This is a genomic window from Mesorhizobium sp. M8A.F.Ca.ET.208.01.1.1 (assembly GCF_004791315.1).
Taxonomy (GTDB): Bacteria; Pseudomonadota; Alphaproteobacteria; order Rhizobiales; family Rhizobiaceae; genus Mesorhizobium.
This window is the reverse complement of record NZ_SRUT01000001.1, coordinates 1,951,254-1,977,999: the sequence shown is the minus strand read 5'-3', so window position 1 is coordinate 1,977,999 and position 26,746 is coordinate 1,951,254. Positions and strand designations below refer to the sequence as shown.

General features: G+C 63.8%; 23 protein-coding genes. 19 read left to right on the top strand and 4 right to left on the bottom strand.

The genetic code is table 11. The annotated features are described in order from the left end of the window. Positions 1-11: 11 nt before the first annotated feature. Positions 12-944, bottom strand: a complete 933-nt coding sequence (locus tag EN851_RS10150) for a dimethylarginine dimethylaminohydrolase family protein (protein ID WP_010915034.1) — start codon at positions 942-944, stop codon at positions 12-14. Positions 945-967: 23 nt separating this feature from the next. After that, entirely contained in the window at positions 968-2,569 is a 1,602-nt protein-coding gene (locus EN851_RS10145; RefSeq protein ID WP_189521802.1) for an amidohydrolase, read from the bottom strand. Positions 2,570-2,645: 76 nt separating this feature from the next. Here EN851_RS10145 and EN851_RS10140 point away from each other — a divergent pair, with 76 nt between their 5' ends. The 5 genes from EN851_RS10140 (at position 2,646) to EN851_RS10120 (ending at position 7,652) form a co-directional block, all read left to right on the top strand. After that, positions 2,646-3,533 carry a LysR substrate-binding domain-containing protein gene (locus tag EN851_RS10140; protein WP_127280983.1) on the top strand — a complete coding sequence of 296 codons (888 nt, stop codon included), beginning with the start codon at positions 2,646-2,648 and terminating at the stop codon, positions 3,531-3,533. A gap of 166 nt (positions 3,534-3,699) precedes the next feature. Then, positions 3,700-4,794 (top strand): ABC transporter ATP-binding protein, encoded by a 1,095-nt coding sequence (locus EN851_RS10135; protein ID WP_135863684.1) that lies wholly within the window; start codon positions 3,700-3,702, stop codon positions 4,792-4,794. A 69-nt stretch (positions 4,795-4,863) separates the two neighbouring features. Continuing rightward, the gene (locus EN851_RS10130) at positions 4,864-5,976 is read left to right on the top strand and encodes an ABC transporter substrate-binding protein (RefSeq protein WP_127280994.1); all 1,113 of its coding nucleotides are present in this window, start codon (positions 4,864-4,866) and stop codon (positions 5,974-5,976) included. A gap of 22 nt (positions 5,977-5,998) precedes the next feature. After that, positions 5,999-6,832 (top strand): ABC transporter permease, encoded by an 834-nt coding sequence (locus tag EN851_RS10125; RefSeq protein WP_135883390.1) that lies wholly within the window; start codon positions 5,999-6,001, stop codon positions 6,830-6,832. 4 nt (positions 6,833-6,836) lie between these two features. After that, positions 6,837-7,652, top strand: coding sequence for an ABC transporter permease (locus EN851_RS10120; RefSeq protein ID WP_135929092.1), 816 nt, complete (start codon positions 6,837-6,839; stop codon positions 7,650-7,652). On the opposite strand, the gene EN851_RS10115 is transcribed toward EN851_RS10120, so the two are convergent. After that, positions 7,649-8,437, bottom strand: a complete 789-nt coding sequence (locus tag EN851_RS10115) for a fumarylacetoacetate hydrolase family protein (protein WP_135883389.1) — start codon at positions 8,435-8,437, stop codon at positions 7,649-7,651. The two genes, EN851_RS10120 and EN851_RS10115, sit on opposite strands and share 4 nt — an antisense overlap. A 259-nt stretch (positions 8,438-8,696) precedes the next feature. Between EN851_RS10115 and EN851_RS10110 the strand changes: the two genes are divergently transcribed. The 14 genes from EN851_RS10110 to EN851_RS10045 all read left to right on the top strand — a co-directional run bounded on the left by EN851_RS10110 (position 8,697) and on the right by EN851_RS10045 (position 24,246). Beyond that, positions 8,697-9,104, top strand: coding sequence for a DUF3168 domain-containing protein (locus EN851_RS10110; protein ID WP_127278457.1), 408 nt, complete (start codon positions 8,697-8,699; stop codon positions 9,102-9,104). 170 nt (positions 9,105-9,274) lie between these two features. After that, a complete protein-coding gene (locus EN851_RS10105; protein ID WP_127871342.1) occupies positions 9,275-9,574 on the top strand; it encodes a hypothetical protein in 300 nt (99 codons plus the stop codon). 90 nt (positions 9,575-9,664) lie between these two features. Then, positions 9,665-10,330 (top strand): response regulator transcription factor, encoded by a 666-nt coding sequence (locus tag EN851_RS10100; protein ID WP_015318627.1) that lies wholly within the window; start codon positions 9,665-9,667, stop codon positions 10,328-10,330. A 28-nt stretch (positions 10,331-10,358) separates the two neighbouring features. After that, positions 10,359-11,747, top strand: a complete 1,389-nt coding sequence (locus EN851_RS10095; protein ID WP_245511631.1) for an ATP-binding protein — start codon at positions 10,359-10,361, stop codon at positions 11,745-11,747. 182 nt (positions 11,748-11,929) lie between these two features. Beyond that, positions 11,930-12,370, top strand: coding sequence for a hypothetical protein (locus EN851_RS10090; protein WP_127278453.1), 441 nt, complete (start codon positions 11,930-11,932; stop codon positions 12,368-12,370). A 124-nt stretch (positions 12,371-12,494) separates the two neighbouring features. After that, entirely contained in the window at positions 12,495-13,631 is a 1,137-nt protein-coding gene (ccmI, locus tag EN851_RS10085; protein ID WP_127278452.1) for a c-type cytochrome biogenesis protein CcmI, read from the top strand. Positions 13,632-13,638: 7 nt separating this feature from the next. Beyond that, positions 13,639-14,082 carry a cytochrome c maturation protein CcmE gene (gene ccmE, locus EN851_RS10080; protein WP_127278451.1) on the top strand — a complete coding sequence of 148 codons (444 nt, stop codon included), beginning with the start codon at positions 13,639-13,641 and terminating at the stop codon, positions 14,080-14,082. A gap of 23 nt (positions 14,083-14,105) precedes the next feature. Then, a complete protein-coding gene (locus EN851_RS10075; protein WP_135929091.1) occupies positions 14,106-16,091 on the top strand; it encodes a heme lyase CcmF/NrfE family subunit in 1,986 nt (661 codons plus the stop codon). Beyond that, positions 16,088-16,555, top strand: coding sequence for a cytochrome c-type biogenesis protein (locus EN851_RS10070; RefSeq protein ID WP_127871348.1), 468 nt, complete (start codon positions 16,088-16,090; stop codon positions 16,553-16,555). The genes EN851_RS10075 and EN851_RS10070 overlap by 4 nt, the downstream gene beginning before the upstream one ends. Before the next feature lie 129 nt (positions 16,556-16,684). Beyond that, positions 16,685-18,235, top strand: coding sequence for a Do family serine endopeptidase (locus EN851_RS10065; RefSeq protein WP_135929090.1), 1,551 nt, complete (start codon positions 16,685-16,687; stop codon positions 18,233-18,235). A gap of 359 nt (positions 18,236-18,594) precedes the next feature. Then, positions 18,595-19,269 carry a response regulator transcription factor gene (locus EN851_RS10060; protein WP_189521801.1) on the top strand — a complete coding sequence of 225 codons (675 nt, stop codon included), beginning with the start codon at positions 18,595-18,597 and terminating at the stop codon, positions 19,267-19,269. A gap of 8 nt (positions 19,270-19,277) precedes the next feature. Next, on the top strand, positions 19,278-20,756 hold the full coding sequence (locus tag EN851_RS10055; RefSeq protein WP_135915299.1) for a HAMP domain-containing sensor histidine kinase: 1,479 nt from the start codon (positions 19,278-19,280) through the stop codon (positions 20,754-20,756). After that, complete coding sequence (locus EN851_RS10050; RefSeq protein WP_135929088.1) at positions 20,756-23,716, top strand: bifunctional [glutamine synthetase] adenylyltransferase/[glutamine synthetase]-adenylyl-L-tyrosine phosphorylase; 2,961 nt, start codon at positions 20,756-20,758, stop codon at positions 23,714-23,716. The genes EN851_RS10055 and EN851_RS10050 overlap by 1 nt, the downstream gene beginning before the upstream one ends. A 50-nt stretch (positions 23,717-23,766) precedes the next feature. Then, a complete protein-coding gene (locus EN851_RS10045) occupies positions 23,767-24,246 on the top strand; it encodes a hypothetical protein (protein WP_127871352.1) in 480 nt (159 codons plus the stop codon). A gap of 45 nt (positions 24,247-24,291) precedes the next feature. Here the strand turns inward: EN851_RS10045 and EN851_RS10040 are convergent, their stop codons facing one another. After that, entirely contained in the window at positions 24,292-26,613 is a 2,322-nt protein-coding gene (locus EN851_RS10040; protein ID WP_135929087.1) for a PAS domain-containing sensor histidine kinase, read from the bottom strand. Positions 26,614-26,746: the final 133 nt, after the last annotated feature.

Genomic DNA, 26,746 nt, shown 5'->3' with positions numbered 1-26,746 from the left:
CTTCAGGGCTATCAGGCCGCCTCGCGCTTCAGTGCCTGCGCCATGCAATGGATGCCGCCGCCGGTCTTGGAGATTTCGCTCATGTCGACGGCCGCGACCTCGAAGCCGCGCGCCTTGAGCTGGCCGATCAGCGTTTGGCTGGAGGTCGGCGCGATCACCCGGTCCTTGCCGAGCGACATGAAGTTACAGCCGAGCGCCATCGTGTCCTGGAAGGGCACGTCGATGATCTCGTGACCCTTGCCCTTCAGCCAGTCGACGATGCCGGGTTCGGTGCAGGCGAGGCAGACGGCGGTGAGCTTTTCGGCGATCGGCACAACCATCAGGTCGATGTGGACGTAATATTCGTCGATGAAGGCGATGCGCGTCTCCCAACCTTCCTTCTCGAACCAGGCCTGCACCTGGCGGGCGCCTTCCTCCTGCGTGCGGGCGCCGCCGCAGCCGATCAGCACCACGCCGTCCTCGATGACGTTGAAGTCGCCGCCTTCGAAGGTGCCGGCCGTCACCATGTCGTAGATCGGGATGCCGAGCTTTTCATAGGTGCGGATGGCGGCATAGTTCTCGCCGCGCCGCCACCAGTTGGCCATGGCGGTGATGATGGCGCCATAAGGCGTCATGACGCTGGAATCACGGGAATAGACCTGCATCGGCAGCTCCGGCGTCGGCTCGTGCCAATGGATGTTGACGCCGAAATGCTCGTAGGCCGCGACCAGATCCTTGTGCTGGGCCTGCGCGATCTGGACATTGCAGGGCGCCTCGCGCAGATGTTTTCGCGAGAGCGAGCTGGTCGAGAGGTGACGCAGGAAGTTCGGCGATCCGAGCAGCACGTCGGTCAAGACATCGGTCTCGTTGGCGAAGCCCCATGATGTCAGCGGCTTGGTGCCGCCGGCCGGGTTGCGGCGTTGAAGCGAAAACGGTTCGGCGACGATGCGGTCATGAACGGTCATGCGGTTCTCCTCGTGGCTTGTTCTCAAGAATTGGTCGGTCGCGCATTGTTTGGTATCCACCAGTCGCGCCCGCGCGGCGTGGTGACATATTCCGGCCAGCGGAAGTTGATCGGCGGCTCGTAGTCGCAGAGCGGCGCGATCCAGTTGGAGCCGCCGATGCCGCCGCCGGTGCGGGTGGTGAACTCATTCATCGCCTCGTCGCGGGCGGTCTTGTCCTCGAGCAGGTGCAGCGCCGCCAGCGCGACCGTTTTGGCCGCGCAGATGACCATCGGATCGATCGTCGCGGGAATGCCGCCCAGAGCATTCATCACCCATGCCGGAAAAGCGTGGCCGTTTGCCGAGCGCAGCGCTGGGCGGGCGACATAGAAGCGCGCGGTCGGCGCGTGCCAGCTCATGTCGGTGTAGTCGTCGGAGGTCGAATTCACCTGGGAAGGCGGCAGGTCGCGGCGCAAGATCGCCTCGGCCTCCTGTGGCGAAATCAGCCGCTCCAGCTCATCGATGAAGGGGTTTTCGGTCGCGGTGCCGCCGGCATTGACCTGGATTTCCCGCGCGATCGTTCTGGCGGCCTCGTCCCAGCGTGGCGGCCCGACGGTCGACAGGGCTTCGTAGGTAATCCCGGCCATGGCGTGGTTGGCCAGCCCCGGCCGCGACTTCGACACCCAGTGCCGCTCGTAGCGGCAGCCGCTGATCGCGGCCGCGGCCGCGGCGTTGCGGTCGAGCACCGCCGTCACCTGCTCGGCCATGCCGATGGTCGGCACACGGATCATGTACTGGATCTCGGCCAGGCCCGCCGGCAGATTGTCGGCCGTGGCCTGGCCAGCCGTCAGGATCGCCTCGCTGATCGACCAGCCGCCCTGATGCGGCAGCATGGAATCGCGCAACGCCTTGGAGGCCATGTACATGGTCATCAGCGCATCGTTCGCGCCCGGTGCCCTGACCGCCGAATGCGCCTGCGGGATCGGCGCGCCGTCGCCTGCGCGAATCCAGTTTTCGGGTTCGTCGCAGACGAAACGATAGATCATCGCATAGGCCGCGCCGCAATGCGTATCCCATCGCGCTGTGTTGCAGAGCGGCAGCATGTAAAAGGGATGGAAGGAAATCATGCCGGCAAGGCCGTCATAATAGCCTTTTGCCGCATGGATCGGCTTCGAACCGCGCACCTTTTCGGCCGGCTCGCCGGTAAAGCGCAGCGTGCCTTGAATGTCGTGGCGCTGCATCGCGGCCTTGGTCGCGAGCAGCCCGCCGAGGCTTGCTATGCCGAGCCCCGAATGCGGGTCGGTATGGCCGCCGGCCTCGGCGCCAAGGCCAGGTCGCGGCTGCCTCACCGTCACGGCGTCCTGGCAATTGCCGGGCACGGCATCATATTCGGCATACATGCCGATTGTCGGTCCGGCGCCGTTCGTCCAGTGGGCGCAGAAGGCGGTCGGCATGCCGCCCGAGCCTTCCTCGACAGAAAATCCCTCGCGTTTGAGCCGATCGACATACCAGGCGGCCGATTGGTACTCGCGCCATGCGGTCTCGCCGAAATCGAAGATGGTGCGTGTCCAGGCCGACAGCAGGGGCTGGATGCCGTCGAGGCAGGCAAGCGCGGTCTCTTGCGCCGATGTCGTCACCGGTTTGTCCATGCTCTAGAAGAAAGCAGTGAAGCGGCTCGCCAAAAAGTGATATGTTTTCCCGGTTCGTGCAAATTCGGTTCACCTCTTGAGAATTCCTTCGACACAGGCGCTACGCGCCCTCGACAGTTTCGCCAGGCATGGCAGCGTCTGGCGTGCCGCCGACGAACTGCACCTGACCCGCAGCGCCGTCTCGCACCAACTGCGGTTGCTCGAGCGTGACCTTGGCTTCGATCTCCTGCAACGCATCGGCAAGGGCGTGGCGCTGACGCCGCGCGGCCAGCGCTATGCGGCCGATGTCAGGAAGGCGCTGACCGTGCTCGGCGACGCGGGAGCGCAAAACAGCGGTGCGGGCGTCGGCGGTTCGTTTGCCATTTCCTGCCCTCCGGGCTTCGCCTCGATGTTCCTTTGCTCCCATATCGGCGAGTTCCAGCAAATGTATCGGGACGTGGCACTCTCGATCTTGACGCCTCGTCGCCTCGATGACGTCAGCAATGCGGAGGCCGACGCTTTCATCGCCTTTGGCGTCGGCAACTGGCCGAACCGCGCGGTGGAACTGCTCTGCGAGGTCTCGTTCACGCCGCTCTGCAGCCCGACGCTGCTCAACAAGGTCGGTGGGTTTTCCAAGCCCGCCGACGTGCTGCGCGCCAATTTGCTCCATCTCGGCGACACCGAGGACTGGGCACGCTGGCTGGCATTGTCGAAGGTGGAAAATCCCGACACCGAGGGCGGCATCTTCTTTTCCGACATGAACCTCGTCTTTTCGGCGGCGGTCGCCGGGCAGGGGATTGCCATGGGCGACGAACTGACAGGCCGCCGGGCGCTGAGCGAAGGCCGCCTGGTCAAGCCGTTCGAGGCGTCGGTCCCCTCGCCACGCTCATATTTCCTGGTCTTCGAGCATGCCAAGGCGGGACATCCGGTACTCAATGCCTTCAGCGATTGGTTGAGGGCAAAGCTATCGGAGAACAGGCTTTAGGCGAATTAAGACTAGCAGATCCCCCACGAGGGGGAGATTGGCGGTTCCAGCCACGCCATCTTCCATCCACCCGTGAATCAAATTTGCCGATCAGGCGAAAACTATTCGGTTGCGGTGAGCTTCGGCCCTGCCTACGATTTGGCTCAACGGTAAGGATAGAGGCAGGATGCAGCAACCCGGCCGGGCCGCAGAGATCAAGGCAATCGGGATCGGCAAGAGCTTCGGCTCGTTCCGTGCACTGGACAATCTGACGCTTGACATTGGGCGCGGCGAGTTCCTGACCCTGCTTGGCCCCTCCGGCTCCGGCAAGACCACCTTCCTGATGATCCTGGCCGGCTTCGTGCAGCCGAGCGAGGGCAGGCTTTTCAGCGACGGCGCCGACATCACCGACCGCCCGGCCGAGCAGCGTGCCGCCGGCATGGTGTTCCAGGGTTATGCGCTGTTTCCGCATATGAGCGTCGAAGCCAACATCGCTTTCCCGCTCAAGGTCCGCAAGAAATCGGCCGCCGAGATCAGGAAGCGCGTCGGCGAGATGATCGAGCGCGTCGGTCTGGTCGGCCACGAGAAGAAACTGCCGTCGCAGCTGTCCGGCGGCCAGCAGCAGCGCGTCGCCCTTGCCCGCGCGCTGGTGTTCGAGCCGGGCGTGCTCCTCCTCGACGAGCCGTTTTCGGCGTTGGACAAGAGCCTGCGCGGCCAGATGCAGGCCGAGATGAAGCGCCTGCATCAGGAGACCGGCACCACCTTCGTCTTCGTCACCCACGACCAGAGCGAGGCGCTGGCGCTGTCGTCGCGCGTCGCCATTTTCAACCACGGCAAACTGCTGCAGGTCGGGGCGCCGGACGAGGTCTACGACCGGCCGGACAATCGCTTCGTCGCCGAGTTCCTCGGCGAGATCAACATGCTGCCGCTGAAGGGGGTCAAGCCCGCCGACCACGGCTCGACCGGCCTTTGCGAGGACCGCGCGGTCAGCATGCACTGCAAGGCCGAGAAAGTCCGCGGTGACGCCATCCTGGCGATCCGGCCCGAACACATGTCGATCGCGCCCGAGGCGGCAGCTGGAGAGAACGGCATCGCCGCGACCGCGATCGCCTCGACCTATCTGGGGGCGGCGACCAAGCTCGACCTCACCACGCGCCATGGTGCCAAGGTAACCGTCTCGGTGCCCAACGAGGTCGCGGCGGCTGCTCTCAGCAAGGGCAATTCCGTCTGGCTGACATGGCCGGCGGAAAAGGGCTTCCTCCTTCCGGATGGAGGACAATGAGCGCCGGTGCGGCCTGATCCGCCGCACCGGTTTCCGGATTGAAATCAACGAAAACAAAGGGGAAATGACATGAACGACACCAAGAAACAGGCCATCGAAACGCTGTCCGAGAGGACGAGACGCGGCGAGATCTCGCGCCGCCAGTTCACGCAACTCGCGGCACTCGTGCTTGCAGGCTCGCCGATGCTGCTGCGCTCGACCGGAGCCTTCGCGGCGGCGAAGGAACTGGTGCTGGTGAATTGGGGCGGCGACGCGATCACGGCTTACGACGCCGCCTATGGCCAGGCTTTCACCAAGGACACCGGCATCACCGTCAAGATGGACGGCTCGGGCCCGACCGAAGGCGCGATCGCCGCGCAGTCCAAGAGCGGCGCCCCGACCTGGGACCTAGTCGACGTCGATCCGTTCTCGGCCATCACGCTCGGCGCGCAAGGCATGCTCGAGCCGATCGACTACAATATCGTCGACAAGAAGAAGATGCGTCCCGGTTTCGGCTGGGACTATGCCGCCTCGACCTATTTCTTCTCCTATGTCATCGCCTACGATTCCGAGAAATACGGCAAGGATGCACCGACCGGCATGGCCGATTTCTTCGATGTGAAGAAATTCCCCGGCAAGCGTTCCCTTTACAAATGGGGCGTGTCGAGCTGGGAAGCGGCCCTTCTGGCCGACGGCATCGCACCGGCGTCGCTCTACCCGCTCGACTTGAAGCGTGCGCATGACAAGATATCAGCCTTCAAGGAAAACGTCGTCGCCTATTGGGGCGGCGGCGCCGAGAGCCAGAGCGTGCTGCTCAATGGCGAAGCGTCGATGGCGATCGTGTGGTCGACACGGGCCTCGCTGATCGAGCAGGATTCCGGCGGCAAGATCAAGTTCATCTGGGACCAGGGTCTGATCTCGCCCGGTGCGCTGGCCGTGCTCAAGAACAACCCAGGCGGCAAGGATGCGGCGATGAAGTTTATCGCCAGCGCCCAGGATCCGGAAAAGCAGCTCGTCATGTTCGACAAGCTCGGCCAGGGTCCGGCCAATCCGGCGGCCGACGCGCTGATTCCCGCCGACAAGAAGCGCATCAACCCCGTCGATCCGGAGAACATGAAGAAGCAGATCCCGCTCGACATGGACTGGTACGCCAAGAACTACGGCGCGGCCCTAGACGAATACACCAAGATCATCTCCGCCTGATCACTGGCGTTGCTGAGCTGACATGAGAGGTGTTCTCTCCGACAGGATGGGCGCGGCGCTGTTGATGGCGCCGCTGCTCCTGTTCCTCGTCCTGGCCTATGCCTGGCCGTTTCTCGGCGTGGTGAAGTGGAGCTTCACCTTGCCGACGCCCGGGCTTGGCCAGTACCAGGCGTTGCTCACCGACGATCTGGTGCAGTCGGTGTTCATCCGCACGCTGCGCATCGCGGCCATCGTCACCATCGTGTCGGTCGCCGCCGCCTACGCCATCACGGTCGTCTGGGTGCGCGGCAGCCCGGCGCAGCGCCTCATCGCTGAATTCTGCATCCTGGTGCCGTTCTGGATCTCGGTGCTGACGCGCGCCTTCGGCTGGGTGGCGCTTTTGTCCAACCGCGGCCTCATCAACACCTGGCTGCAGTCCATCGGTTTCATCTCCGAACCGCTGACTTTGGTGCGCAACGAATTCGGCGTCATCGTCGGCATGACGCATTTCCTCATTCCTTTCGCCGTCTTTCCGTTGGCGTCAGCCATGCGCAGCCTGGACGAGCGCGTGCTGCTCGCGGCGCGCGGGCTGGGTTCCAGCCGCATGCGCACCTTCTGGACGGTGTTCGTGCCGATGACGCGCTCCGGCATCATCGGCTCCGCGATGATCGTCTTCGTCTTCTCGCTCGGCTTCTTCGTCACGCCGGCGATTCTCGGCGGCGGCCGCAGCGTGATGATCGCCGAATTGATCTATCTCCGGATATTCCAGAGCCCGGACTGGGGACTGGGGGCCGCGATCAGCGTCGTGCTGGTGGTCTTCGTCGGCGCCCTGATGGCGCTGCTCTTCCGATACGTCAAACCGAAGCAACTGGTGTAGCGTGATGCCGACCTATCGCCCCGGACCCGTCTCGCTGATCCTCGCCGTGCTGGTGGCGCTGTTCCTGCTGTTGCCGCTGCTGGCCGTCATTCCGGTCTCGCTGACGCCGAGCCGCATGCTGGCAATGCCGACGGGTGAATTGTCGCTGCGCCACTATCGCTCGTTGATCGAGGACCCGCGCTGGCTCCAGTCGATCCTGCTTTCGATCCGGATCGGCATCGTCAGCAGCGCTGTTTCAACCGTACTGGCGCTTAGTTTCAGCCTCGGCGTCTGGATGTTCCAGCCGCGCTTTACGGCAGCCCTGGTCGGTTTCGTGCTGCTGCCGATGGTTGTGCCGCCGGTGGTCTCGGCGGTGACGCTCTACTTCCTGCTCACCTCGATCTCAGGCGTCAGTTCCTTCTTCGGCTACGACACCTGGCTCGGCGTTGCCATGGCGCATTCGGTGATGACGGTGCCGTTCGCGACCGTGCTGATCCTGGTTTCGCTCAGCCAGCTCGATCGGCGCATCGACCTTGCCGCGCGCGGTCTCGGTGCAAGCGTGTGGGAACGCGCTACGCGCGTCATTATGCCCAACATCAAGTTTGGCATCGTCACCGCGGCACTGCTCTCATTCGTACTCTCCTGGGAAGAGATCGGCGTCACCCTGTTCATCACCTCGGTCAACGCCATCACGCTGCCGCGCCTGATGTGGATGGGCCTGCGCGACAACATCGACCCGGCGATCGCGGCGCTTTCCGTGATATTGATCATCATCACCGTGCTGGTTCTGGCGGTGAGGAGCTTCGTGGTCAGGCTGAACCGGGAGAGCAAGCCGGTCTAGACAAACCGTACCGAGACGCGGCCAAACTTGCCCAAATCGCCGATCACTTCATCACCAGCCTCGACGCGTATCGGCGTCACGCAAGTGCCTGTGATCACCACCTGTCCCGGCTGGAGCGCTATGCCGAGGCCCGACAGTTCGTTGACGATCCATGTGAGCGCAATACGCGGGTCGCCTAACACCGCCGCGCCGGTTCCGTCGTGCCGCGACTTGCCCGAAACAAGACCGGTCACCGGGTGTTCCGCGAGGTTCACGTCACGCCATTCGTCTTGCGTGGGCTGGCCGATGACGAACAGATTGGCACAGGCATTGTCCGCTATCAGCTGTGGCGCACCGACGGCGCGGAAATCGTCGTAGCGCGAGTCCGGTATTTCTATCGCCGGATGCAAGGTTGCCACGGCATCTATCACCTCGGCGATTTCATAAGGCGCCGGGCGCGGCGGGATCTGCCGGCCAAAACGGAAAGCGAATTCGATCTCGGCGACCCGCATCTTGCTCGTCGCGAGCGAGACGGTCCCGCCAACCGCGACCGCTTTCTCTGCCAGCAGGCGCCCGGCCATCGGGCCGTCGACATTGATATGCCTTTGACCGGCAAGACTGGTTGCCGCGATCTTCCAGCCGAAAAGCGGGACCGCCGAACGATCCATGACATGGGCCTGGATGGCATAGCCTTCGGTCCGTGTCTTCGGGCGAAGCTCCTCAGGTATGGCGTCGAGATGGGTGCCATGGTCCCAATGGCTTACGAGCAGACGCGACGCGGCTTTGGCCTTTTGTGGATCGAGCATGGTCAGCTCCCGAATTTGGGAAAATGGCCCGCTGCCGGGCGTTGATGGTGCTTGCGGTGCGCAACCGGTATCGCTATGCCGCGTCCGCTGAGGAGATTGTTGGCAAGTCGTATTTTCGAGATCATCGGCATTCATCATCGAGACCACGAATCGGCAAACCTGTCCGTGCGGGAAATGGTTATATATGGCAAAGCGTCTAGAACGCGGAAGAGCTTCTGGCAGGCAAGGGTCGGTGGCGCAACAGGCGAGGGAAAGAACGATGACCGCGCCCGGTGATTTGCAGCAGGCCCTGTTCCTCAGGTTGAAAAGCGATGCGTCGCTGTCGACGCTGCTCGGCGGCGCCGGGCTGCTCGAGCGGGCAACCGACACCGCCGCCTTTCCCTATGTGACTTCAGGCCAGACCTCGGCTTTTGACTGGGATACCGGCGCCGAGAATAACGACGACCAGCTGATCACGCTGCATGTCTGGTCGAAGGCCCATGGTGAAGCCGAAACGCTTGCCATCATGGCCGCCATCAAGGCGCGCCTTGCCGACGCGGTGCTGGTGATCGGCCCGCGTGGACAGACGCGGCTGTCGCTTGAATTCACCGAGGCGCGTTATGATGAGGAACTGCTTGTCCATCATGGTCTGCTGCGATTCCGAGCGCTGACGCAGGAAAACGCCTGACGCGCTTTCAATATCATCGAAACGGAGTCTAGACTGGGCTTTCGCGGGGTTCACTGGTGGGGCGGTGAATCCAGATTGTCTATCTCGCGTTGCAGGGGTGTGGCGAGCATGGGTTCAGGGCCGTTCACTGTTCATTTCACGTTCAGCACCGATGCGTTACAACGCCGGTCATGAAAACGCTTCGCTCCCATTTCCGAACCGCGACCCTGGCGCTTAGTGCCGCCGGGATGTTTGCGTCGCAGGCAATGGCGATACCGGCGATCGCGCCCGATCAGCCCACCCCGATCGTCCTGGCCGCATCCGACTGCTATGCGATCGGTCAGCAGGTGGCCCAGCAGAATGGTGGAACACTCGCCAAGGCCTCGGCGTCGACGCGTGGCGGCCAGCCGGTCTGCGTTATCGTCGTCCTCGTGCCGGGCAAGGACGGGCAGCGTCCGCGCCGCTCCGAAATCGTCGTTCCGCAGAACTGACGCAGTCTTCTCGTCCTACAGGGCTCCGTTTCCCAGGCCGCCGGAATCGGCCTATATCTGAAACCTCAGTCAACAGGCATTGGTCCCCGCATGCGCGTACTCGTCGTCGAGGATGACAAGGATCTCAACCGGCAGATTTCCGATGCGCTGGTCGATGCCGGCTATGTCGTCGACCGTGCCTTCGATGGCGAGGAGGGTCATTTCCTCGGCGACACGGAGCCTTACGATGCCGTCGTGCTCGACATCGGCCTGCCGCAGATGGACGGCATCAGCGTGGTCGAGCGTTGGCGTCGCGGCGGCCGCAAGATGCCGGTGCTGATCCTGACCGCGCGTGACCGCTGGAGCGACAAGGTCTCGGGCATCGACGCCGGCGCCGACGACTACGTCACCAAGCCGTTCCACATCGAGGAGGTACTAGCACGGGTCAGGGCCCTGATCCGCCGCGCTGCCGGCCACGCCTCGTCGGAACTGACCTGTGGGCCGCTGCGTCTCGACACCAAGGCTTCGAAGGCCGATGTCAATGGCGTGCCGCTGAAATTGACCTCGCACGAATTCCGGCTGCTTGCCTATCTGATGCACCACATGGGCGAGGTCGTTTCGCGCACCGAACTGGTCGAGCATCTCTACGACCAGGATTTCGACCGCGATTCCAACACGATCGAGGTCTTTGTCGGGCGGCTGCGCAAGAAGATGGGCATCGACATGATCGAAACCGTGCGCGGCATGGGCTACCGTATGCGTGAGCCGGAGGCGTAAGGCGGAACCGCTTCCTACCAACCCAACCGTGGGCAGACGGCTTTCGCTACGCGCTTGGCCGCGCTCGCTGACGTTCCGCGTTATCGCCTTCTCCACGGTATGGGCGATCCTGACCCTGGTCGTCATCTTCACCCTGATCACCACGCTCTACCGCCAAGCCAGCGAGCGGGGCTTCGACAGTTTGCTGTCGGCGCATCTGTTCAACCTGATCGGCTCCATTGGCATTTCCGACAGCGGCGCGCTGACCGGCTCGCCCGATCTTGGCGACCTCCGTTTCTCGGAGCCGAATTCGGGCTGGTACTGGTCCGTCGAGCCCGCCTCGGAAGGCGTGCACGGCGATCTCCATTCGTCGTCCATGACCCGGACCATCCCGTCGCCCGATGTGGCGGATGTTCCTTTCAACGCCAATTTCCAGCGTAGCTATGCCGCGCAAGGCATCAACGGCGAAGAACTGGTCGTGTTCGAGAGCGAATTCGTTCTCGATGCCAAGAACCGCGCCGCGCGCTTCCGCGTCATGGGAAACAAGACCGAGCTGGAGCAGGAAATAGGGACCTTCCAGCGTCGCCTGTTGACCTATCTCAGCCTGTTCGGCATCGGCATGATCGCCATCAACGCCATCGCCATCCTGCTCGGGCTGCAGCCGCTGCGCAGGGTCAGGAACGCACTCGCCATGGTGCGCGAGGGCACCGCGCAGAAGCTCGACGGCCGCTTCCCGGCCGAGATCGAACCGTTGGCCAACGAAACCAACGCTTTGATCGAAAACAACAAACGCATTGTCGAGCGTTCGCGGACCCAGGTCGGCAACCTCGCCCATTCGCTGAAGACGCCGCTCGCCGTGCTGCTCAACGAGGGCCGGGCGCTTGGCGGCGCCAAGGGGCAGTTGATCGCCGAGCAGGCCGCCTCCATGCAAAAGCAGATCGATCACTATTTGCAGCGCGCCCGCGTCGCGGCGCAGCGCGACAGCGTCGTCTACCGCACGCCCGTGGCGCCGCTGGTACAGCGCATGGTGCGTGTTTTGCAGAAGCTCAACCCGCGGACCAGCCTGTCGCTGTCGCTGCCGGCCACCGAGATCGTCTTTGCCGGCGAACGCGAGGACCTCGAGGAACTGCTCGGCAATCTTCTCGAGAATGCGATGAAATGGGCAAGGAGTGCTGTCGCGGTCTCGGTCGTGCCCTTGGTCAGCAAGGATGAGAGCCTGTTCGAGATCAGCATCGAGGATGACGGCCCTGGCATTCCCGAGGACAAGGCGCGCGAAGCCATGAAGCGCGGACGGCGCCTGGACGAGACAAAGCCGGGAACGGGCCTGGGCCTCGCCATCGTCGCCGACCTCGTCAACGAGTATGGAGGCGGCCTGGATCTGGGGCGTTCCGGCATGGGTGGTCTGAAGGCAGCGGTGCGATTGCGGAGCCTTCAGTGACGTTTGCCCAGACCAATCGACACCAACGGGTGGCACATGCTATGGCGGCATATCGATTGACCTCATACTGGCCGGCGGCGGCCAAATTTCCGACAAATATCAATAGTATGGCCATGCCCACTTCTCAGATGATGCCAGGCGCATCCATGGCAAGCTCCAACTCAGGAATACCGGTTGTTGGCATGAAGATTCGCGTCGCGCTTGTTTCCGCATTGCTGGCCGTGTCGGGCTGCACCACCTTGAGCGGCAAGGGTCCGACCGTGGCCGCGACCCCGGCCTCGACGCCCCCGGCGGGCGGCAAGGTCGTCACCAAGTCCATCATTTCCGCCATGGGCGGCGGCCTCATTGGCGGGTCTGTCGGCAATGGCCTGAGCGACACGGAAAAGCGCAGCGCGCTCGAGGCCGAATACAAGGCGCTTGAATACACGACGAGCGGGCAGAAGGTGGCGTGGAAGGGCGATCAGGCCTCGCGCCATGGCGAGGTCGTGCCAGCCCAACCTTACCGCGTTGGTTCGCAGGATTGCCGCCAGTATACGCAGACGGTGTTCACCGGCAGCGCCAGTGTCACGGCGCACGGAACAGCCTGCCGCAATGCCGACGGCGGCTGGACACCATTGACCTAGCACGCCAGGTCCGGTTGCGACCCGGCCAGTTGATGTCGATCAAGGACATTCGGTGCGCCTGCCGTCAAAGCGTCGCAGGATGCCTGTGTTGGCAGGGCAGGGCTCTGCCTTTATTGGAAGAACCATGCTGTTCTGGGTCATAGCCGCAATTCTCACGCTGGGCGCCAGTCTGGCGGTGCTTTTGCCGTTGGCTGGGGCTTCCAAGGGCGCGTCATCGAGCGGCGACCACGACCTGGAAGTCTATCGCGATCAATTAGCCGAACTCGACCGCGATGCCGCGCGCGGTTTGATCCGGCCCGCTGAGGCAGCCGAGGCGCGCGCCGAGATCGCCCGCCGCATCCTTCGCCTGGGTAACGCTGACATAACCGGCAAGACGTCCGGCAGGGCGGCGTCGGTCACGGCACGGCTTGTCGCGACCGTGGCCGTGCTGGCGGTCCCGTTGGTCAGTTGGGGGCTCTACAGCCAGCTCGGCTCGCCTGACTTGCCGTCGCAGCCGCTCAGCGAGCGGCTGGCCAAGAACCCGGCCGACAGTTCGGTCGATGAGTTGGTGGCGCGTGCCGAAGCCCATCTTGCGGCCAACCCTGCCGATGGGCGGGGCTGGGATGTGCTGGCGCCGGTTTATCTGCGCATGCAGCGCTTTGCCGACGCCGCGGCGGCCTACCGCAACGCCATACGCCTCGACGGCGACAGCGCTGTTCGCCAGGCCGGCCTCGGCGAGGCGATCGCCGGTGCGGCGGGCGGTATTGTTTCGGCCGATGCCCAGGATGCCTTCGAGGCGGCCTTGAAGCTTGATCCGGCCAATGCGAAAGCCAGCTTCTATCTGGCGATGGCATTGGCGCAGGAGGGCCGCGGCAAGGAAGCGGCCGCGGCCTGGCAGGTGATGCTCGGTAAACTGCCGCTGGATTCGCCATGGCGCGGCGCTGTCGAACAGGCACTGGCCAAATCCGGCTCTGAAGTCGCTTCAGGCGCGGCCGCGAAAGGCCCCGATACTGGCGATGTCGACGCGGCATCCTCCATGTCGCCGCAGGACAGGGAAGCCATGATCAACACCATGGTCGCCGGCCTCGACGACAAACTTCGTCAAAATCCGCGCGACCCGGAAGGATGGATGCGGCTTGTTCGTTCCTATGTCGTGCTGGGAAAGACCGGCCAGGCGCGCGATGCGCTGGGCCGCGCCATTGCGGTCTTTGGCGCCGACAGTGACGAGGCCAAGAAATTCACCGCCTTTGGCGCCTCGCTCGGCCTAACGGTGACGGAGTAGATTGGACATGACGCGCAAGCAGAAACGATTGTCGGTGATTGTGGGCGGCTTGGCTTTCCTCGCCGCCGCCACCGGCCTGACCTTCTACGCGCTTGGCCAGAAAGCATCCTATTTCTACATGCCGGCCGATCTGACCGCTGCCAGCGTGCAGCCCGGCCAGCGCATCAGGCTCGGCGGTTTGGTCGAAAAAGGCACCATCCAGCGCGGCCAGGGCGCGACGGTTGCCTTTTCGGTCACCGACACCCACAAATCGGTCAAGGTTACCTATACCGGAATCCTGCCCGACCTTTTCCGCGAAGAGCAGGGCGTCATCACCGAGGGCACCTTTGGCTCCGACGGCGTCTTTGTCGCCGACAGCGTGCTGGCCAAGCACGACGAGCGTTACATGCCCAAGGACGTTGCCGACGGCCTGAAAGCCAAGGGTGTCTGGCAGGAGAGCAAGAGTGAGTAATCCCGGCGGGAGAGCAAGCGGGAATGGTTGAGACCGGACATTTCGCCCTGGTTCTGGCGTTCGCGCTTTCGCTGGTGCAGACCATCGTGCCGCTGTTTGGCGCGCGGCTGAACAACCAGCGCCTGATGGCGGTCGGCGGTCCGGTCGCGGTGACTGGTTTTGCCTTGACGGCCCTGTCCTTCGCGGCACTTGCGAGCGCCTATGCAAGTTCCGATTTTTCGCTGGCGAACGTCTGGGAGAACTCGCATTCGCTGCAGCCGCTGATCTACAAGATCACCGGAACCTGGGGCAATCACGAAGGTTCGATGCTGCTCTGGGTGCTGATCCTGACCTTCTTCGGCGCGCTTGTCGCCGCTTTCGGCTCCAACCTGCCGGCGACGCTGCGCGCCAACGTGCTTGCCGTGCAGGGCGCCATTGGCGCAACCTTCTTCCTGTTCATCCTGGTGACGTCCAATCCCTTCGTCAGACTCAATCCGGCGCCGATCGAAGGCCGCGATCTCAACCCGATCCTGCAGGACCTTGGCCTCGCCATTCATCCGCCGCTGCTCTATCTCGGCTATGTCGGCTTCTCGATCTGCTTTTCCTTCTCGGTCGCGGCCCTTATCGAGGGCCGCATCGATGCCTCCTGGGCGCGCTGGGTGCGGCCATGGACGCTGGTCGCCTGGATGTTTCTGACCGGCGGCATCGCCATGGGATCGTACTGGGCCTATTACGAGCTCGGCTGGGGCGGTTTCTGGTTTTGGGATCCGGTCGAGAACGCTTCCTTCATGCCGTGGCTGGCGGGCACCGCGCTGCTGCATTCTGCCATCGTCATGGAAAAGCGCTCGGCGTTGAAGATCTGGACGCTGCTGCTCGCCATTTTGACCTTCTCGCTGTCGCTGCTCGGCACCTTCCTGGTGCGTTCGGGCGTCCTGACTTCCGTGCACGCCTTTGCCACCGATCCGACGCGCGGCATCTTCATCCTGTGCATCCTGACGCTGTTCATCGGCGGCTCGCTGGCGCTGTTTGCGCTGCGCGCCTCGAGGCTGACGGCAGGCGGCCTGTTCCATCCGATTTCGCGCGAAGGCGCGCTCGTCCTCAACAATCTGTTCCTGACCACGGCGACCGCCACCGTGCTGGTCGGCACGCTCTATCCGCTGGCGGTCGAGGCTTTTTCGGCCGGCAAGATTTCGGTCGGCGCGCCGTTCTTCAACCTGACTTTCGCCCCGCTCATGGTGCCGCTGCTGGTGATGGTTCCCTTTGGGCCGCTGCTGGCCTGGAAGCGCGGCGATGTCCTAGGCGTCGCGCAGCGTCTGATGCTCGCGTTTGCGGCCGCCCTTCTGGCGACGCTGGTCACTGCCTTGTTCATCGACGGCGCTTCGGTGCTTGCCGCGCTTGGCGTTGGCCTCGCGGTCTGGCTGATCCTTGGCGCGCTGACTGACCTCGCCGTCAAGGCAGGCTTAGGCAATGTCGCCGCGCCGGTCATGGTCAGGCGCCTGGTTGGTTTGCCACGCTCCGTCTTCGGGACCGCTTTGGCCCATCTCGGCCTTGGCCTGACGGTGCTCGGCATTGTCGGCACGCTCTGCTTCGGCACGGAGAAGATCCTGTCCATGCGTGCTGGTGAAACCGTCGAAATCTCCGGCCGCACGGTGCGTTTCGTCGGCCTCTATCCGGCCCAGGGGCCGAACTACAGCGAGGATCGCGGCCGTTTCGAGCTGATCGGCGCCAGCGGCAGCCCCGTCGGCGAAATCAGCTCGGCCAAGCGTTTCTATCCGGTGCGGCAGATGACGACGACGGAGTCCGGCATCAAGACCATCGGCCTCTCCCAGCTCTACATTTCGCTCGGCGACGAGGGCAAGGAGGGCTCGGTCGTGGTGCGTTTGTGGTGGAAGCCGCTGGTGACGCTGATCTGGGGCGGCGGCCTGGTGATGATGGCGGGTGCCGCCATGTCGCTGATGGACAGGCGCCTGCGGGTCGGCGCGCCTTCGCGCCGCCGCAAGCAGGCGGTTGCGCCGGTGGTTCTGCCATGAGTGCAAGGTTTTCGCTGACCTCGATTGTCCTGTTACTTGCATTGCTCTTCGCCGGCACGGCAATGGCGGTGAAGCCTGACGAGATGCTGGCCGACCCCGCTCTGGAGGCACGGGCGCGGGCGCTGTCGGAAGGCTTGCGCTGCATGGTCTGCCAGAACCAGTCGATCGACGAATCCGACGCCGACCTTGCTCGCGACCTGCGTATCCTGGTGCGACAACGCCTTGTCGCCGGTGATACCGACCAGCAGGTGATGGACTATGTGGTCTCCCGCTACGGCGAGTTCGTTCTGTTGAAGCCGCGTTTCGACCTGCGCAACGCGTTGCTGTGGGGCACGCCCGTGCTGTTGCTGCTGGTGGGAGGCGGATTCATTGTGTTGACCGCGCGGTCGCGCCGGACGCTGGCGACGAAATCCCTGTCAGCCGATGAACAGGCGGCATTGGACACGATCCTGGACCGCGACTGACGTCTGCGCCGCGCGCCAACATTACCAAAGTTTCATGTGCCGGAAATGGCGTCGTAATGTGCGCCGCTCTAATTCTCGTTCTTGAGGATGCCGATCAAGGCGCGTCCGTTGAAAGAGGATAAGAGAACCATGAATATTGCCCCCAATTCATATTCCCGCACCCGCAAGCGTCTTCTGGCTGCCGCCGCGTCCATCGCTGTCGCCGGCGCGATCGGCGTTGGCGCGCTGACCAGTGGAACCAGCCCCGTTCTGGCTGACGCCGTGCGTGTGGAGGCTCCCCAGGTTCCGAGCTTCGCCGATGTCGTCGAGCGCGTTTCGCCAGCCGTGGTCAGCGTCAAGGTCAAGGCCAAGCTGCAACCGACCGCCGATGACGGTTCCGACGATCAGGGCGGTTTCGACAATCTTCCCAACAATCCGCAGTTGCGCCGCTTCTTCAAGGAATTCCGCGGCTTTGGTGACCAGAACGGCCAGAACGACGAAGGTCACCGTCGCTTCGGTCATCGCGATCGCAACAACGACCAGCCGCGTCCGGTGGCGCAGGGCTCCGGCTTCTTCATCTCCGAAGACGGTTATCTCGTCACCAACAACCATGTCGTCGAAGAGGGCACCGCCTTCACCGTGGTGACCAATGACGGCAAGGAACTCGACGCCAAGCTGGTCGGCACCGATCCGCGCACCGATCTCGCCGTGCTCAAGGTCGATGGTGGCGGCAAGTTCACCTATGTCGACTTCGCCGACGATTCCAAGGTTCGCGTCGGCGACTGGGTCGTGGCTGTCGGCAACCCGTTTGGCCTCGGCGGCACCGTCACCGCCGGCATCGTATCGGCGCGCGGCCGCGATATCGGCGCCGGCCCCTATGACGATTTCCTCCAGATCGACGCATCGGTCAACCGCGGCAATTCGGGTGGCCCGACCTTCAACCTCAACGGCCAGGTGGTCGGCATCAACACCGCCATCTTCTCGCCCTCGGGCGGCAGCGTCGGCATTGCCTTCGACATTCCGGCCTCGACCGCCAAGCAGGTCGTCGGAGACCTGATGAAGAACGGCGCGGTCCAGCGCGGCTGGCTCGGCGTCGAAATCCAGCCGGTCACCTCCGACATCGCCGAGTCGCTCGGTCTGAAGTCCAACAACGGCGCCCTGGTTTCGAGCGCCCAGGACGATGGCCCCGGCAAGAAGGCTGGCATCACCGCGGGGGATGTCATCACCCAAGTCGATGGCAAGGACGTTGCCTCGCCGAAGGAACTCGCCCGCCTGATCGGCGCCTATTCGCCGGGCAAATCGGTTGACGTCACCGTGTGGCGTGACGGCAAGAGCCAGGCGGTCAAGGTCGATCTCGGCAAACTGCCCATCAGCGACAAGCAGGCATCGGGCGACCAGCAGCAGCAACCCGCCGCTCCGGCAAAGCCGGACACGCTCGCCGATCTCGGCCTGACTGTCACCAAGTCCGAAAACGGCAAGGGTCTGGTGGTGACCGACGTCGACCCCGACAGCGCTGCCGCCGATCGCGGCATCCAGCCGGGCGACGTCATCACCGCGGTCAACTCCGCGGAGGTCAACGGCACCGACGACGTCACCAAGGCCATGGCCGACGCGGTCAAATCCGGACGCAAGGCGGTGCTGATGCAGATCACCCGCGACGACAACAACCGCTTCGTCGCGCTGCCGGTGGCCAAGGGCTGAGACGACTTTTCCAATGCGGCGGTTTCAACACCCCCGAGTCGCCGCATGGGAAAGCAAGAAGGAGAGCCCGTTAGTCAGTCATCGCGCTCTTCTTCAGTGGCAGCGGGCTTCCCATCGCCCGCTGCCGCGCGCCGCATATGGGTGCCCACATCACGCTCTCGTGCCCGAAGCCGGTCGGTTCGGTGGTCGCGGGGGGTAACCACATGACCGGGAACTGGCATGTCCGGCGCAACGACGCCACGGAACAAGGATTTCATCGCGCACGCTCTCGATCATCTTGATCGCGATGCGCTTTGGCAAAGGCTAGAATGCAGATGCCGGCTACTCAATCTTCCAGCGAAATCGCGTATAACGGCCCTATGAAGATTCTCGTCATAGAAGACGACCGCGAGGCTGCGGATTATCTGCAGAAAGCCTTCACCGAAGCCGGTCATACGGCACATGTCGCCGGTGACGGCGAGACCGGCTTCGCGCTTGCCGATGCGGGTGATTACGACGTGATGGTCATCGACCGGATGATGCCGCGCCGCGATGGCCTGTCGGTCATTGCCGCTCTCCGCTCCAGGGGCAACACGACACCAGTGCTCATCCTGTCGGCGCTGGGCGAGGTCGATGACCGGGTCACCGGCCTGCGTGCCGGCGGCGACGACTATCTGACCAAGCCCTATGCCTTTTCCGAACTTCTGGCGCGTGTCGAGGTGCTGAACCGACGCGCCAGCGCCAAGGAGGCCGAGACCGTCTACCGGGTTGGCGACCTTGAACTCGACAGGCTGTCGCATTCTGTCCGCCGGGCCGCGCGTGAGATCACGCTGCAGCCGCGCGAATTCCGCCTGCTCGAATATCTCATGCGCCATGCCGGCCAGGTGGTGACGCGCACCATGCTGCTCGAAAATGTCTGGGATTATCATTTCGATCCGCAGACCAATGTCATCGATGTCCACGTCTCGCGGCTGCGCGGCAAGATCGAAAAGGGCTTCGACAAGCCGATCCTGCACACGGTTCGAGGCGCCGGCTACTTGCTGAAGGGCGGCTAGGCGACAGCATGGCTCTTTCCGTGCCCGCCATCATGAAGACGACGGCAGCGCGGCTTTCGGCGCTTTATTTCCTGCTTTTCGCGCTGTGCGCCGTGCTGCTGGTCTTCTACATGACGTCGCTGTCAGCGAGCATGCTGACCGGGCAGACGCAGGACACAATCAATGATGAGATAATAGGCTTGGCCAGCGCCTACAAAAAGGGCGGCTTGCCATTGCTGGTGCGTGTGGTCGAAAACCGCTCCCGCCAGCCTGGCGCCAACCTCTATCTGATCGCCGACACCAATGGCCAGATCCTGACCGGCAATGTGCAGGCCCTGGAGCCGGGTGTAATCGATACCGAGGGCTGGACGACCGAGCCGTTCTCCTACAAGCGCTTCGGCGAAGGTGAGCTTGATCGTTTGCGCAGCGGAGCGTCCGACCAGACGACGTCTCCTTCAACGGGCGACAACGCGGTGCAGGCTGAAGGCGAGAAGGGCCACAATGCCATCGCGCTGGTGCTGCGGCTGCCCAATCAGATGATCCTGCTGGTTGGCCGCGATCTCGGCGAACCGGAGCGTTTTCGCGCCGTTATCCGCCGCTCGCTGATGCTGGCGCTCGGCATGATGGGGCTCGGCGGACTGCTAATCTGGTTCTTTGTTGGCCGCGCCGCGCTGAAGCGCATCGACAGCGTGTCGGAGGCCAGCCGTCGCATCATGGGCGGCGATCTCAGTGGCCGATTGCCGGTTACGGGCACCGGCGACGAATTCGATCGGTTGTCCGAAAACCTCAATTCCATGCTGGCCAGGATCGCCACGCTCAATGAAGGCTTGAAACAGGTTTCCGACAACATCGCGCATGATTTGAAGACGCCGCTGACCCGGCTGCGCAACCGGGCCGAGGCGACGCTTTCTGGCAAGCAGAAGACGTCGGACTATCGGCAGGCGCTGGAGGGCACCATCGCCGAGTCCGACCAGCTGATAAAGACCTTCAACGCCATCCTGATGATCTCCCGGCTGGAGGCTGGATATTCTTCCGAGCACACCAACCGCGTCGATCTGGCGGCTGCCGTGCGCGATGTGGTCGAGCTCTACGAGCCGGTGGCCGAGGAGGCTGGCGTTTCGCTGGACGCCGAGGTGAACGGTGCTTTTGCCGTTGACGGCAACCGCGAACTGATCGGCCAGGCGCTCTCCAACATCGTCGACAATGCGATCAAGTACTCGACCGATGCCACGTCCAAGCCGGCGGTCCGCGTGGCGCTCGAACGCACGCATGGCGAGATCAGGCTTTCCGTCGCCGACAACGGCCAGGGCATTCCCGACGATGCCGATCGCGCCCGGGCGACGGAGCGCTTCGTGCGGCTGGAGAAAAGCCGTTCGCAGCCTGGTTCCGGCCTTGGCCTCAGTCTCGCCAAGGCGGTCATGACATTCCACTACGGCCGGCTTGACCTGTTGCCCGGCAATCCGGGACTATCCGTGGTCATGAGTTTCCCCACACGCGAGGGCCACTGATGGCGGCCGTTGCCAAGCGGAGCAAGACAGACTGGTTGCTGAGCCTGGAAACCCCGCTTGTCCCGCTCGACGAGGGGCGGGCGCGGCAGGAACTGGCCGAAATCGCGGACGCAGCGCGCGAAGAAGGGCTGACACGGGCGGCCAAATTCCTGGCCGGCAAGGGGACGGCGCAGGATTTCCTGGCCGCCGTCTTCGACCTTTCGCCGTTCCTGCGCGATACGGCGCGCCGCCGGCCGCAAATCCTCGACGGCCTCTTCGACCTGCCGATCGAGGCCCGCCTGAAAGCGATCACCGCCGCGATCGACCAGGCGCCGCTGGCCGAAACGGTCTCGGAATCCGGCCTGATGATGGAGCTGCGTCAGCATAAGGCCGAGGCGCATTTCCTGATCGCGCTAGCCGATCTCTCGGGCGAGGCCGAGACGTCGCTGACAGTAAGGCGCTTGAGCGATCTCGCCGACGCCTGCACCCGCGCGGCCGTCGATTTCCTGCTGCGTGACGCGCATGGCCAGGGCAAGCTCAGACTGCCAGACCTCGACAGCCCGTCGCATCAATCGGGCTGGATCCTGCTTGGAATGGGCAAGCTCGGCGCGCATGAGCTGAATTTCTCGTCCGATATCGACCTCGTCATGTTCTTCGATCCGGAAGCGCCCGCCGTGGTCGATCCCCTCGACGCCACCGATTTGTTCTCGCGCCTGACGCGCCGGCTGGTGCGCATCCTGCAGGATCGCACCGAGCACGGCTATGTCTTCCGCACCGATCTGAGATTGCGTCCCGATCCCGGCTCGACCCCGCTGGCGATTCCGGTTGAAGCCGCGCTGCGCTACTACGAGGCGCGCGGCCAGAACTGGGAGCGTGCCGCGATGATCAAGGCGCGCCCGGTGGCAGGCGATCTGGCGGCCGGCGATGCCTTTCTCAAGGAACTCCAGCCCTATATCTGGCGCAAATACATGGACTACGCCGCGATTGCCGACGTCCATTCGATCAAACGCCAGATTCATGCCCATAAGGGTCACGGCGAGATCGCCGTGAAGGGGCACAACGTCAAGCTTGGGCGCGGCGGCATCCGCGAGATCGAGTTCTTCGTCCAGACCCAGCAGCTCATCGCCGGCGGCCGCTTCCCGGAGCTGCGCGGCCGCGAAACCGTGCCCATGCTCGGTCAGCTCGCGGCTCGGGGCTGGATCACATCGGATGCGCGTGACGCGCTCGCCCGCCAGTACTGGTTCCTGCGCCGGGTCGAACACGCCATCCAGATGGTGGCCGACGAGCAGACGCACACGCTGCCGGAAGACGATGAAGGGCTGGAGCGCATCGCCCGCATGCTGGGCTTTGCCGACGCGGCCGCTTTTGCCGGGGCGTTCCGTGCCTCGCTGCAGCAGGTCGAGCGCCATTATGCGGCGCTGTTCGAAACGGCGCCCGAGCTTTCGGCCGGCATCGGCAATCTTGTCTTCACCGGTGACGTCGACGACCCGAACACACTGCAGACCCTGCACGGTCTCGGCTTTCAGCGGCCAAGCGACATTTGCCGGGTCATCCGCGGCTGGCATTTCGGGCGCTATCGCGTCACCCAGACGGCGGAGGCGCGCGAGCGGCTGACGGAACTGACGCCGGCACTGCTCAAGGCCTTCGGCCAGACACGCCGGGCCGACGAGGCGCTGGTCCGTTTCGACGAATTCCTTGCCGGCTTGCCGGCCGGCATCCAGCTGTTCTCGCTGTTGCAGTCGAACCCCGCACTGCTCAAGCTGATGGCGACGATCATGGGCGCGGCGCCCCGGCTGGCGGCGATCATCACCCGCCGGCCGCATGTCTTCGACGGCTTGCTCGACCCGGCATTGCTGACCGAGCTCCCCGACCGTGCCTATCTCTCGGCGCGGCTTTCCGCCTTCCTCGAAGGCGACAGGGCTTATGAGGACGTGCTCGACCGGCTGCGCATATTTGCTTCCGAGCAGAAATTCCTGATCGGTGTGCGGCTGCTCGCGGGCTCCATCGATCCGGCCCGCGCCGGCCGCGCTTTCTCCGATCTGGCGGACCTGACAATCGCGGCGGCATTGGAAGCGGTGACCGCCGAATTCGCGGTGCGCCACGGCACGATCGCCGGCGGTGTGGTCTCGCTGCTCGGCATGGGCAAGCTTGGCAGCCGCGAGTTGACCGCCGGGTCGGATGTCGATCTCATCCTGCTCTACGATCACGATGCGGACGCCGAGGATTCCGATGGCGACAAACCGCTGGCGCCGTCGCATTACTACTCCCGCATGACGCAGCGGCTGATATCGGCGGTATCGGCGCCGACGGCGGAAGGGGTGCTTTACGAACTCGACCTGCGTTTGCGGCCGTCCGGCAACAAGGGACCGGTCGCCACCCATATCGATGCCTTCAAAAAATACCAGCGCCAGGAAGCCTGGACCTGGGAACACATGGCCCTGTCGCGGGCGCGTGCCATCGCCGGTGATGATGGCTTGTGCGGTGAGGTCGAGGCGGAAGTTGCGGCGGTGCTTGGCCAGTCGCGCGATGCGGCAAAGGTGAGGGCCGAGGCCTCGGAAATGCGTGCCATGATCGAGCAGGAAAAGCCGCCCCGCGACCCGTGGGACATCAAGCTGATCCCGGGCGGTCTGATCGATCTCGAATTCATCGCCCAGGTGGCTGTCATCAGCGGGCAGGTCGAGGCCGGACCGCGCGCCACCGGTACGGCCGAGATCCTGTCTCGCCTGACGCCCCGTTTCGCCAATGCCGCGATCAGGCAGGACCTTGGCGATGCTTACGCCCTTTATCTGGCGCTGACCCAGATGACGCGGCTGTGCCTTACCGGACCCTTCGAACGTGACGACGTTCCGCCGGGGCTTTCGGATCTGCTTCTGGCGGTCACCGACCTGCCGGATTTCGGTGTGCTGGAGGCACATCTCAAGGAGACGTCGCAAAAGGTCAGGAAGGATTTCGACCTTTTGCTTCGTGCCGGGGGTTCGTGACCAACGACCGTCCGGCCGCATCGGGGGTGACGATGCAACAGGAGAAAATCATGAGAAAGACGACCAAGCTCGCACTTGCCTTCATCGCCCTGGCCGGAGCCGTCGGCGGCGCCGCCTATGCCGAGAATGTCGGCAGCGCAAATATGCGTCAGCGCACCATGATGCGGCTCGACAAGGCGATGAAGGACAATGACGGCACCATCACCTTCGATCAGTTCTCCAATGTCATGGACGCGCGGCTGAAGAAGCTTGTCGCCGACAATGGCGGCAAACTGACTGTCGCTCAACTCGCCGACGCGCTGGAGAAGGCACGCTTCGAACGCATGGCCAGGCGCATCATCGCCCGTTACGACAGCAAGGGCGACGGCACGCTGACCGCTGATGACATCAGCGGCCGCGAGAGGAAGCTTTTCGCCGTGCTCGACAAGAACAATGACGGCAAGATCGAGAAGGGCGAACTGCCGAAGCGCGGCCGCTTTGGCCATGACCGCCAATGGGATCACGAAGGCAACGACGGCGGCCTGCAGTAGGATTGGTTGATGCGGGCTCCGACATCGTCGGCCGCAGCCTGTCGCTCAGGCCGCGGCCTTGACCGCCGTTGGCGCCTTCTTCACGGGAATGCGCACCGACACGATCGTGCCGACACTCTCGGTGGAACGGATCTTCAGTGCACCGCCCTGCAACTCGGCCAGTGAGCGTGAAATCGCGAGGCCAAGACCGGAGCCGGCATGGTTCTTGGAAAACTGGTTCTGGACCTGCTCGAACGGGCGCCCGAGCTTGCCGAGCGCTTCCTTCGGGATACCGCAGCCATTGTCCTCGATCGTCAGCACCAGCGCGCCTGACGTGTTGCGGGCCCTGACCGATATGTGGCCGCCCTGGCCGGTGAACTTCACCGCATTGGACAGGAGGTTGATGACGATCTGCTTGATCGCCCGGCGATCGGCGAACAACGTCAGCGCGTCGGCGATACGCGTTTCCACGGTGATCGCCTTCTGCGCCGCCTGTAGCGACACGACACGCACCGTCTCGCTGATCAGCGGACCGAGATCGATCTGCTCCTGGTCCAGCGAGAACTGGCCCGCCTCGATCTTGGACATGTCGAGAATGTCGTTGATGACGCCAAGCAGGTATTTGCCGCTGCTGTTGATATCGGTGGCGTACTCTTCGTAACGCTCCGAGCCCAGCGGGCCGAACAGCCCCTGTTCCATCAGTTCGGAGAAGCCGATGATGGCATTGAGCGGTGTGCGCAGTTCATGCGACATGTTGGCCAGGAATTCGGATTTGGCCCGGTTCGCCGCTTCGGCGCGCTCGGTTTCCTTCATGTATTTGCGGTTGAGGTCGACCAACTCGCGCGCCCGTTCCTCTTCTGCCCGGCGGGCGAGGCTGAGATCATGGATGGTCGCCATCAGCCGGCGCTCGCTGTCGACCAGCTTTTCCTGGTGCAGCTTGATCTGGGTGATGTCGGACCCGACCGAGACGATGCCGCCGTCCCTGGTCCGGAGTTCGTTGACCTGAAGCCAGCGGCCGTCGGACAGCTGCCGCTCGAACGTGGCGCCGCCCTGCGGACCATTGGTATTGGCAAGCCGGCGTTCCGAAGCAAAGGCCAGCATCCGCTCTTCCAGGGACGCGCGCGTCACACCTGGCATTACGTCGCGATCCGAGAGCCCGTTGTCCTGCTGGTATTTGGAATTGCACATGATCAGGTGCTGAGCCGAATCCCAAAGCACGAAGGATTCATTGATGTTCTCGATCGCGGTCCTGAGGCGAAGATCGGCCGCTTCGGAGCGCAGCGCCAGATGCCGTTGCTCGGTGACGTCGACCGCGATGCCGATCAGTTGGATCTCCGGCGCTTCCGGATCCATGACCTGTGCCCGGGCGCGCATCCACACCCATTGGCCATCGGCATGCCGCATCCGGAACACCTGGTCGATGTGATCGATCTCGCGCGCGACGATCCTGTTGGCGAGTTCGAACAGGTCGCCGTCCTCGGGATGGATGATCTCGTCAACCTCGCCGAAGGACAGCATCGTCTCGCAGGGCTCGTAGCCGAGCATGTCGTACATCGAGCGTGACCAGTACATCTTGCCACGCACCATGTCCCAGTCCCAAAGGCCGCAGCGGCCGCGCACCAGCGCCATGTCGATACGCTGATGTGCCTCGAGATAGATGCGGTCGGCTGCCTGCGCGCGCGCCGCCTGTCCGAAATAGGCATAGAGGATGATGATCAGCACGCCGGCCGTCAGCACGAACAGGGTGACGTTGAGCGAGACTGTCTTGCGCCAAGTGTCGAAGACCGCCTCTTGCGGCACAAGCGCCGCGGCGGCTCCCTTCCTGTCCTTGGACAGGCTGACCGCCGCGTACCAGTCCTGACCGCCGATGTTGACCTCTATGACACCGGCGCGATCGCCGAACATGAACAAAGGCTGGCCGCCCTGGACGAGGCCGTCGAGCGAATGGCCTTGCCAGGGCACCGAACGCGGCGTCACCGCGGTGATCCTGAAGGCTCTGTCGGTGACGACCAACACGTGGCTGCGGCCCATCGCGCCCTGGCGGCTGGTGGTCTCCAGCAGGTCCTGGGTGGCGCCCGGCAGCGTGTCCGACGTGGTGGCGAGCGAACTGGCGAGCTGCGCGGCGGCCAGCGTCAGGATCGCCTTGGCATCGCGCTCGACATCGTCGCGCTCGTTCATCAGCGAGAGCACACGCAGCGCCGCGATGACGAGCAGGAAGATGACGATGAGGGCCGGTATCGACCGGCGCAGCAGCGGTTCAGCTGCAAGAAGCCGCTTGTAGGCCGGTTCGGCGATGAGCCGCGTATTCCCGGCAAGGCCGTCGCTGCGCGTCTCGCGACGCGCAAAAGCCATCCCACCGGGCGCGCCCCACGCGTCCGCCTTCGCCATAAATGGCACTCCCCGATTTCCAGTATGCCGCATTTCTATGTGCTGGTGACCCGGCAACACCGCACTTCCGAATCGCCATTAAAGAATCAAAGGTGATTCGCCTTGTCCAGTGGTCCGGCGAAAAAAGATTAAA

Coding starts and splice junctions, on each gene's coding strand:
- EN851_RS10120 (WP_135929092.1), top strand. CDS start 6,837: ATGCCGACCTATCGCCCCGGACCCGTCTCGCTGATCCTCGCCGTGCTG.
- EN851_RS10055 (WP_135915299.1), top strand. CDS start 19,278: ATGGCTCTTTCCGTGCCCGCCATCATGAAGACGACGGCAGCGCGGCTT.
- EN851_RS10065 (WP_135929090.1), top strand. CDS start 16,685: ATGAATATTGCCCCCAATTCATATTCCCGCACCCGCAAGCGTCTTCTG.
- EN851_RS10110 (WP_127278457.1), top strand. CDS start 8,697: ATGACCGCGCCCGGTGATTTGCAGCAGGCCCTGTTCCTCAGGTTGAAA.
- EN851_RS10105 (WP_127871342.1), top strand. CDS start 9,275: ATGAAAACGCTTCGCTCCCATTTCCGAACCGCGACCCTGGCGCTTAGT.
- EN851_RS10090 (WP_127278453.1), top strand. CDS start 11,930: ATGAAGATTCGCGTCGCGCTTGTTTCCGCATTGCTGGCCGTGTCGGGC.
- EN851_RS10150 (WP_010915034.1), bottom strand. CDS start 944: ATGACCGTTCATGACCGCATCGTCGCCGAACCGTTTTCGCTTCAACGC.
- ccmE (WP_127278451.1), top strand. CDS start 13,639: ATGACGCGCAAGCAGAAACGATTGTCGGTGATTGTGGGCGGCTTGGCT.
- EN851_RS10135 (WP_135863684.1), top strand. CDS start 3,700: ATGCAGCAACCCGGCCGGGCCGCAGAGATCAAGGCAATCGGGATCGGC.
- EN851_RS10130 (WP_127280994.1), top strand. CDS start 4,864: ATGAACGACACCAAGAAACAGGCCATCGAAACGCTGTCCGAGAGGACG.
- EN851_RS10060 (WP_189521801.1), top strand. CDS start 18,595: ATGAAGATTCTCGTCATAGAAGACGACCGCGAGGCTGCGGATTATCTG.
- EN851_RS10075 (WP_135929091.1), top strand. CDS start 14,106: ATGGTTGAGACCGGACATTTCGCCCTGGTTCTGGCGTTCGCGCTTTCG.
- EN851_RS10100 (WP_015318627.1), top strand. CDS start 9,665: ATGCGCGTACTCGTCGTCGAGGATGACAAGGATCTCAACCGGCAGATT.
- EN851_RS10145 (WP_189521802.1), bottom strand. CDS start 2,569: ATGGACAAACCGGTGACGACATCGGCGCAAGAGACCGCGCTTGCCTGC.
- EN851_RS10125 (WP_135883390.1), top strand. CDS start 5,999: ATGAGAGGTGTTCTCTCCGACAGGATGGGCGCGGCGCTGTTGATGGCG.
- ccmI (WP_127278452.1), top strand. CDS start 12,495: ATGCTGTTCTGGGTCATAGCCGCAATTCTCACGCTGGGCGCCAGTCTG.
- EN851_RS10115 (WP_135883389.1), bottom strand. CDS start 8,437: ATGCTCGATCCACAAAAGGCCAAAGCCGCGTCGCGTCTGCTCGTAAGC.
- EN851_RS10070 (WP_127871348.1), top strand. CDS start 16,088: ATGAGTGCAAGGTTTTCGCTGACCTCGATTGTCCTGTTACTTGCATTG.
- EN851_RS10045 (WP_127871352.1), top strand. CDS start 23,767: ATGAGAAAGACGACCAAGCTCGCACTTGCCTTCATCGCCCTGGCCGGA.
- EN851_RS10040 (WP_135929087.1), bottom strand. CDS start 26,613: ATGGCGAAGGCGGACGCGTGGGGCGCGCCCGGTGGGATGGCTTTTGCG.
- EN851_RS10050 (WP_135929088.1), top strand. CDS start 20,756: ATGGCGGCCGTTGCCAAGCGGAGCAAGACAGACTGGTTGCTGAGCCTG.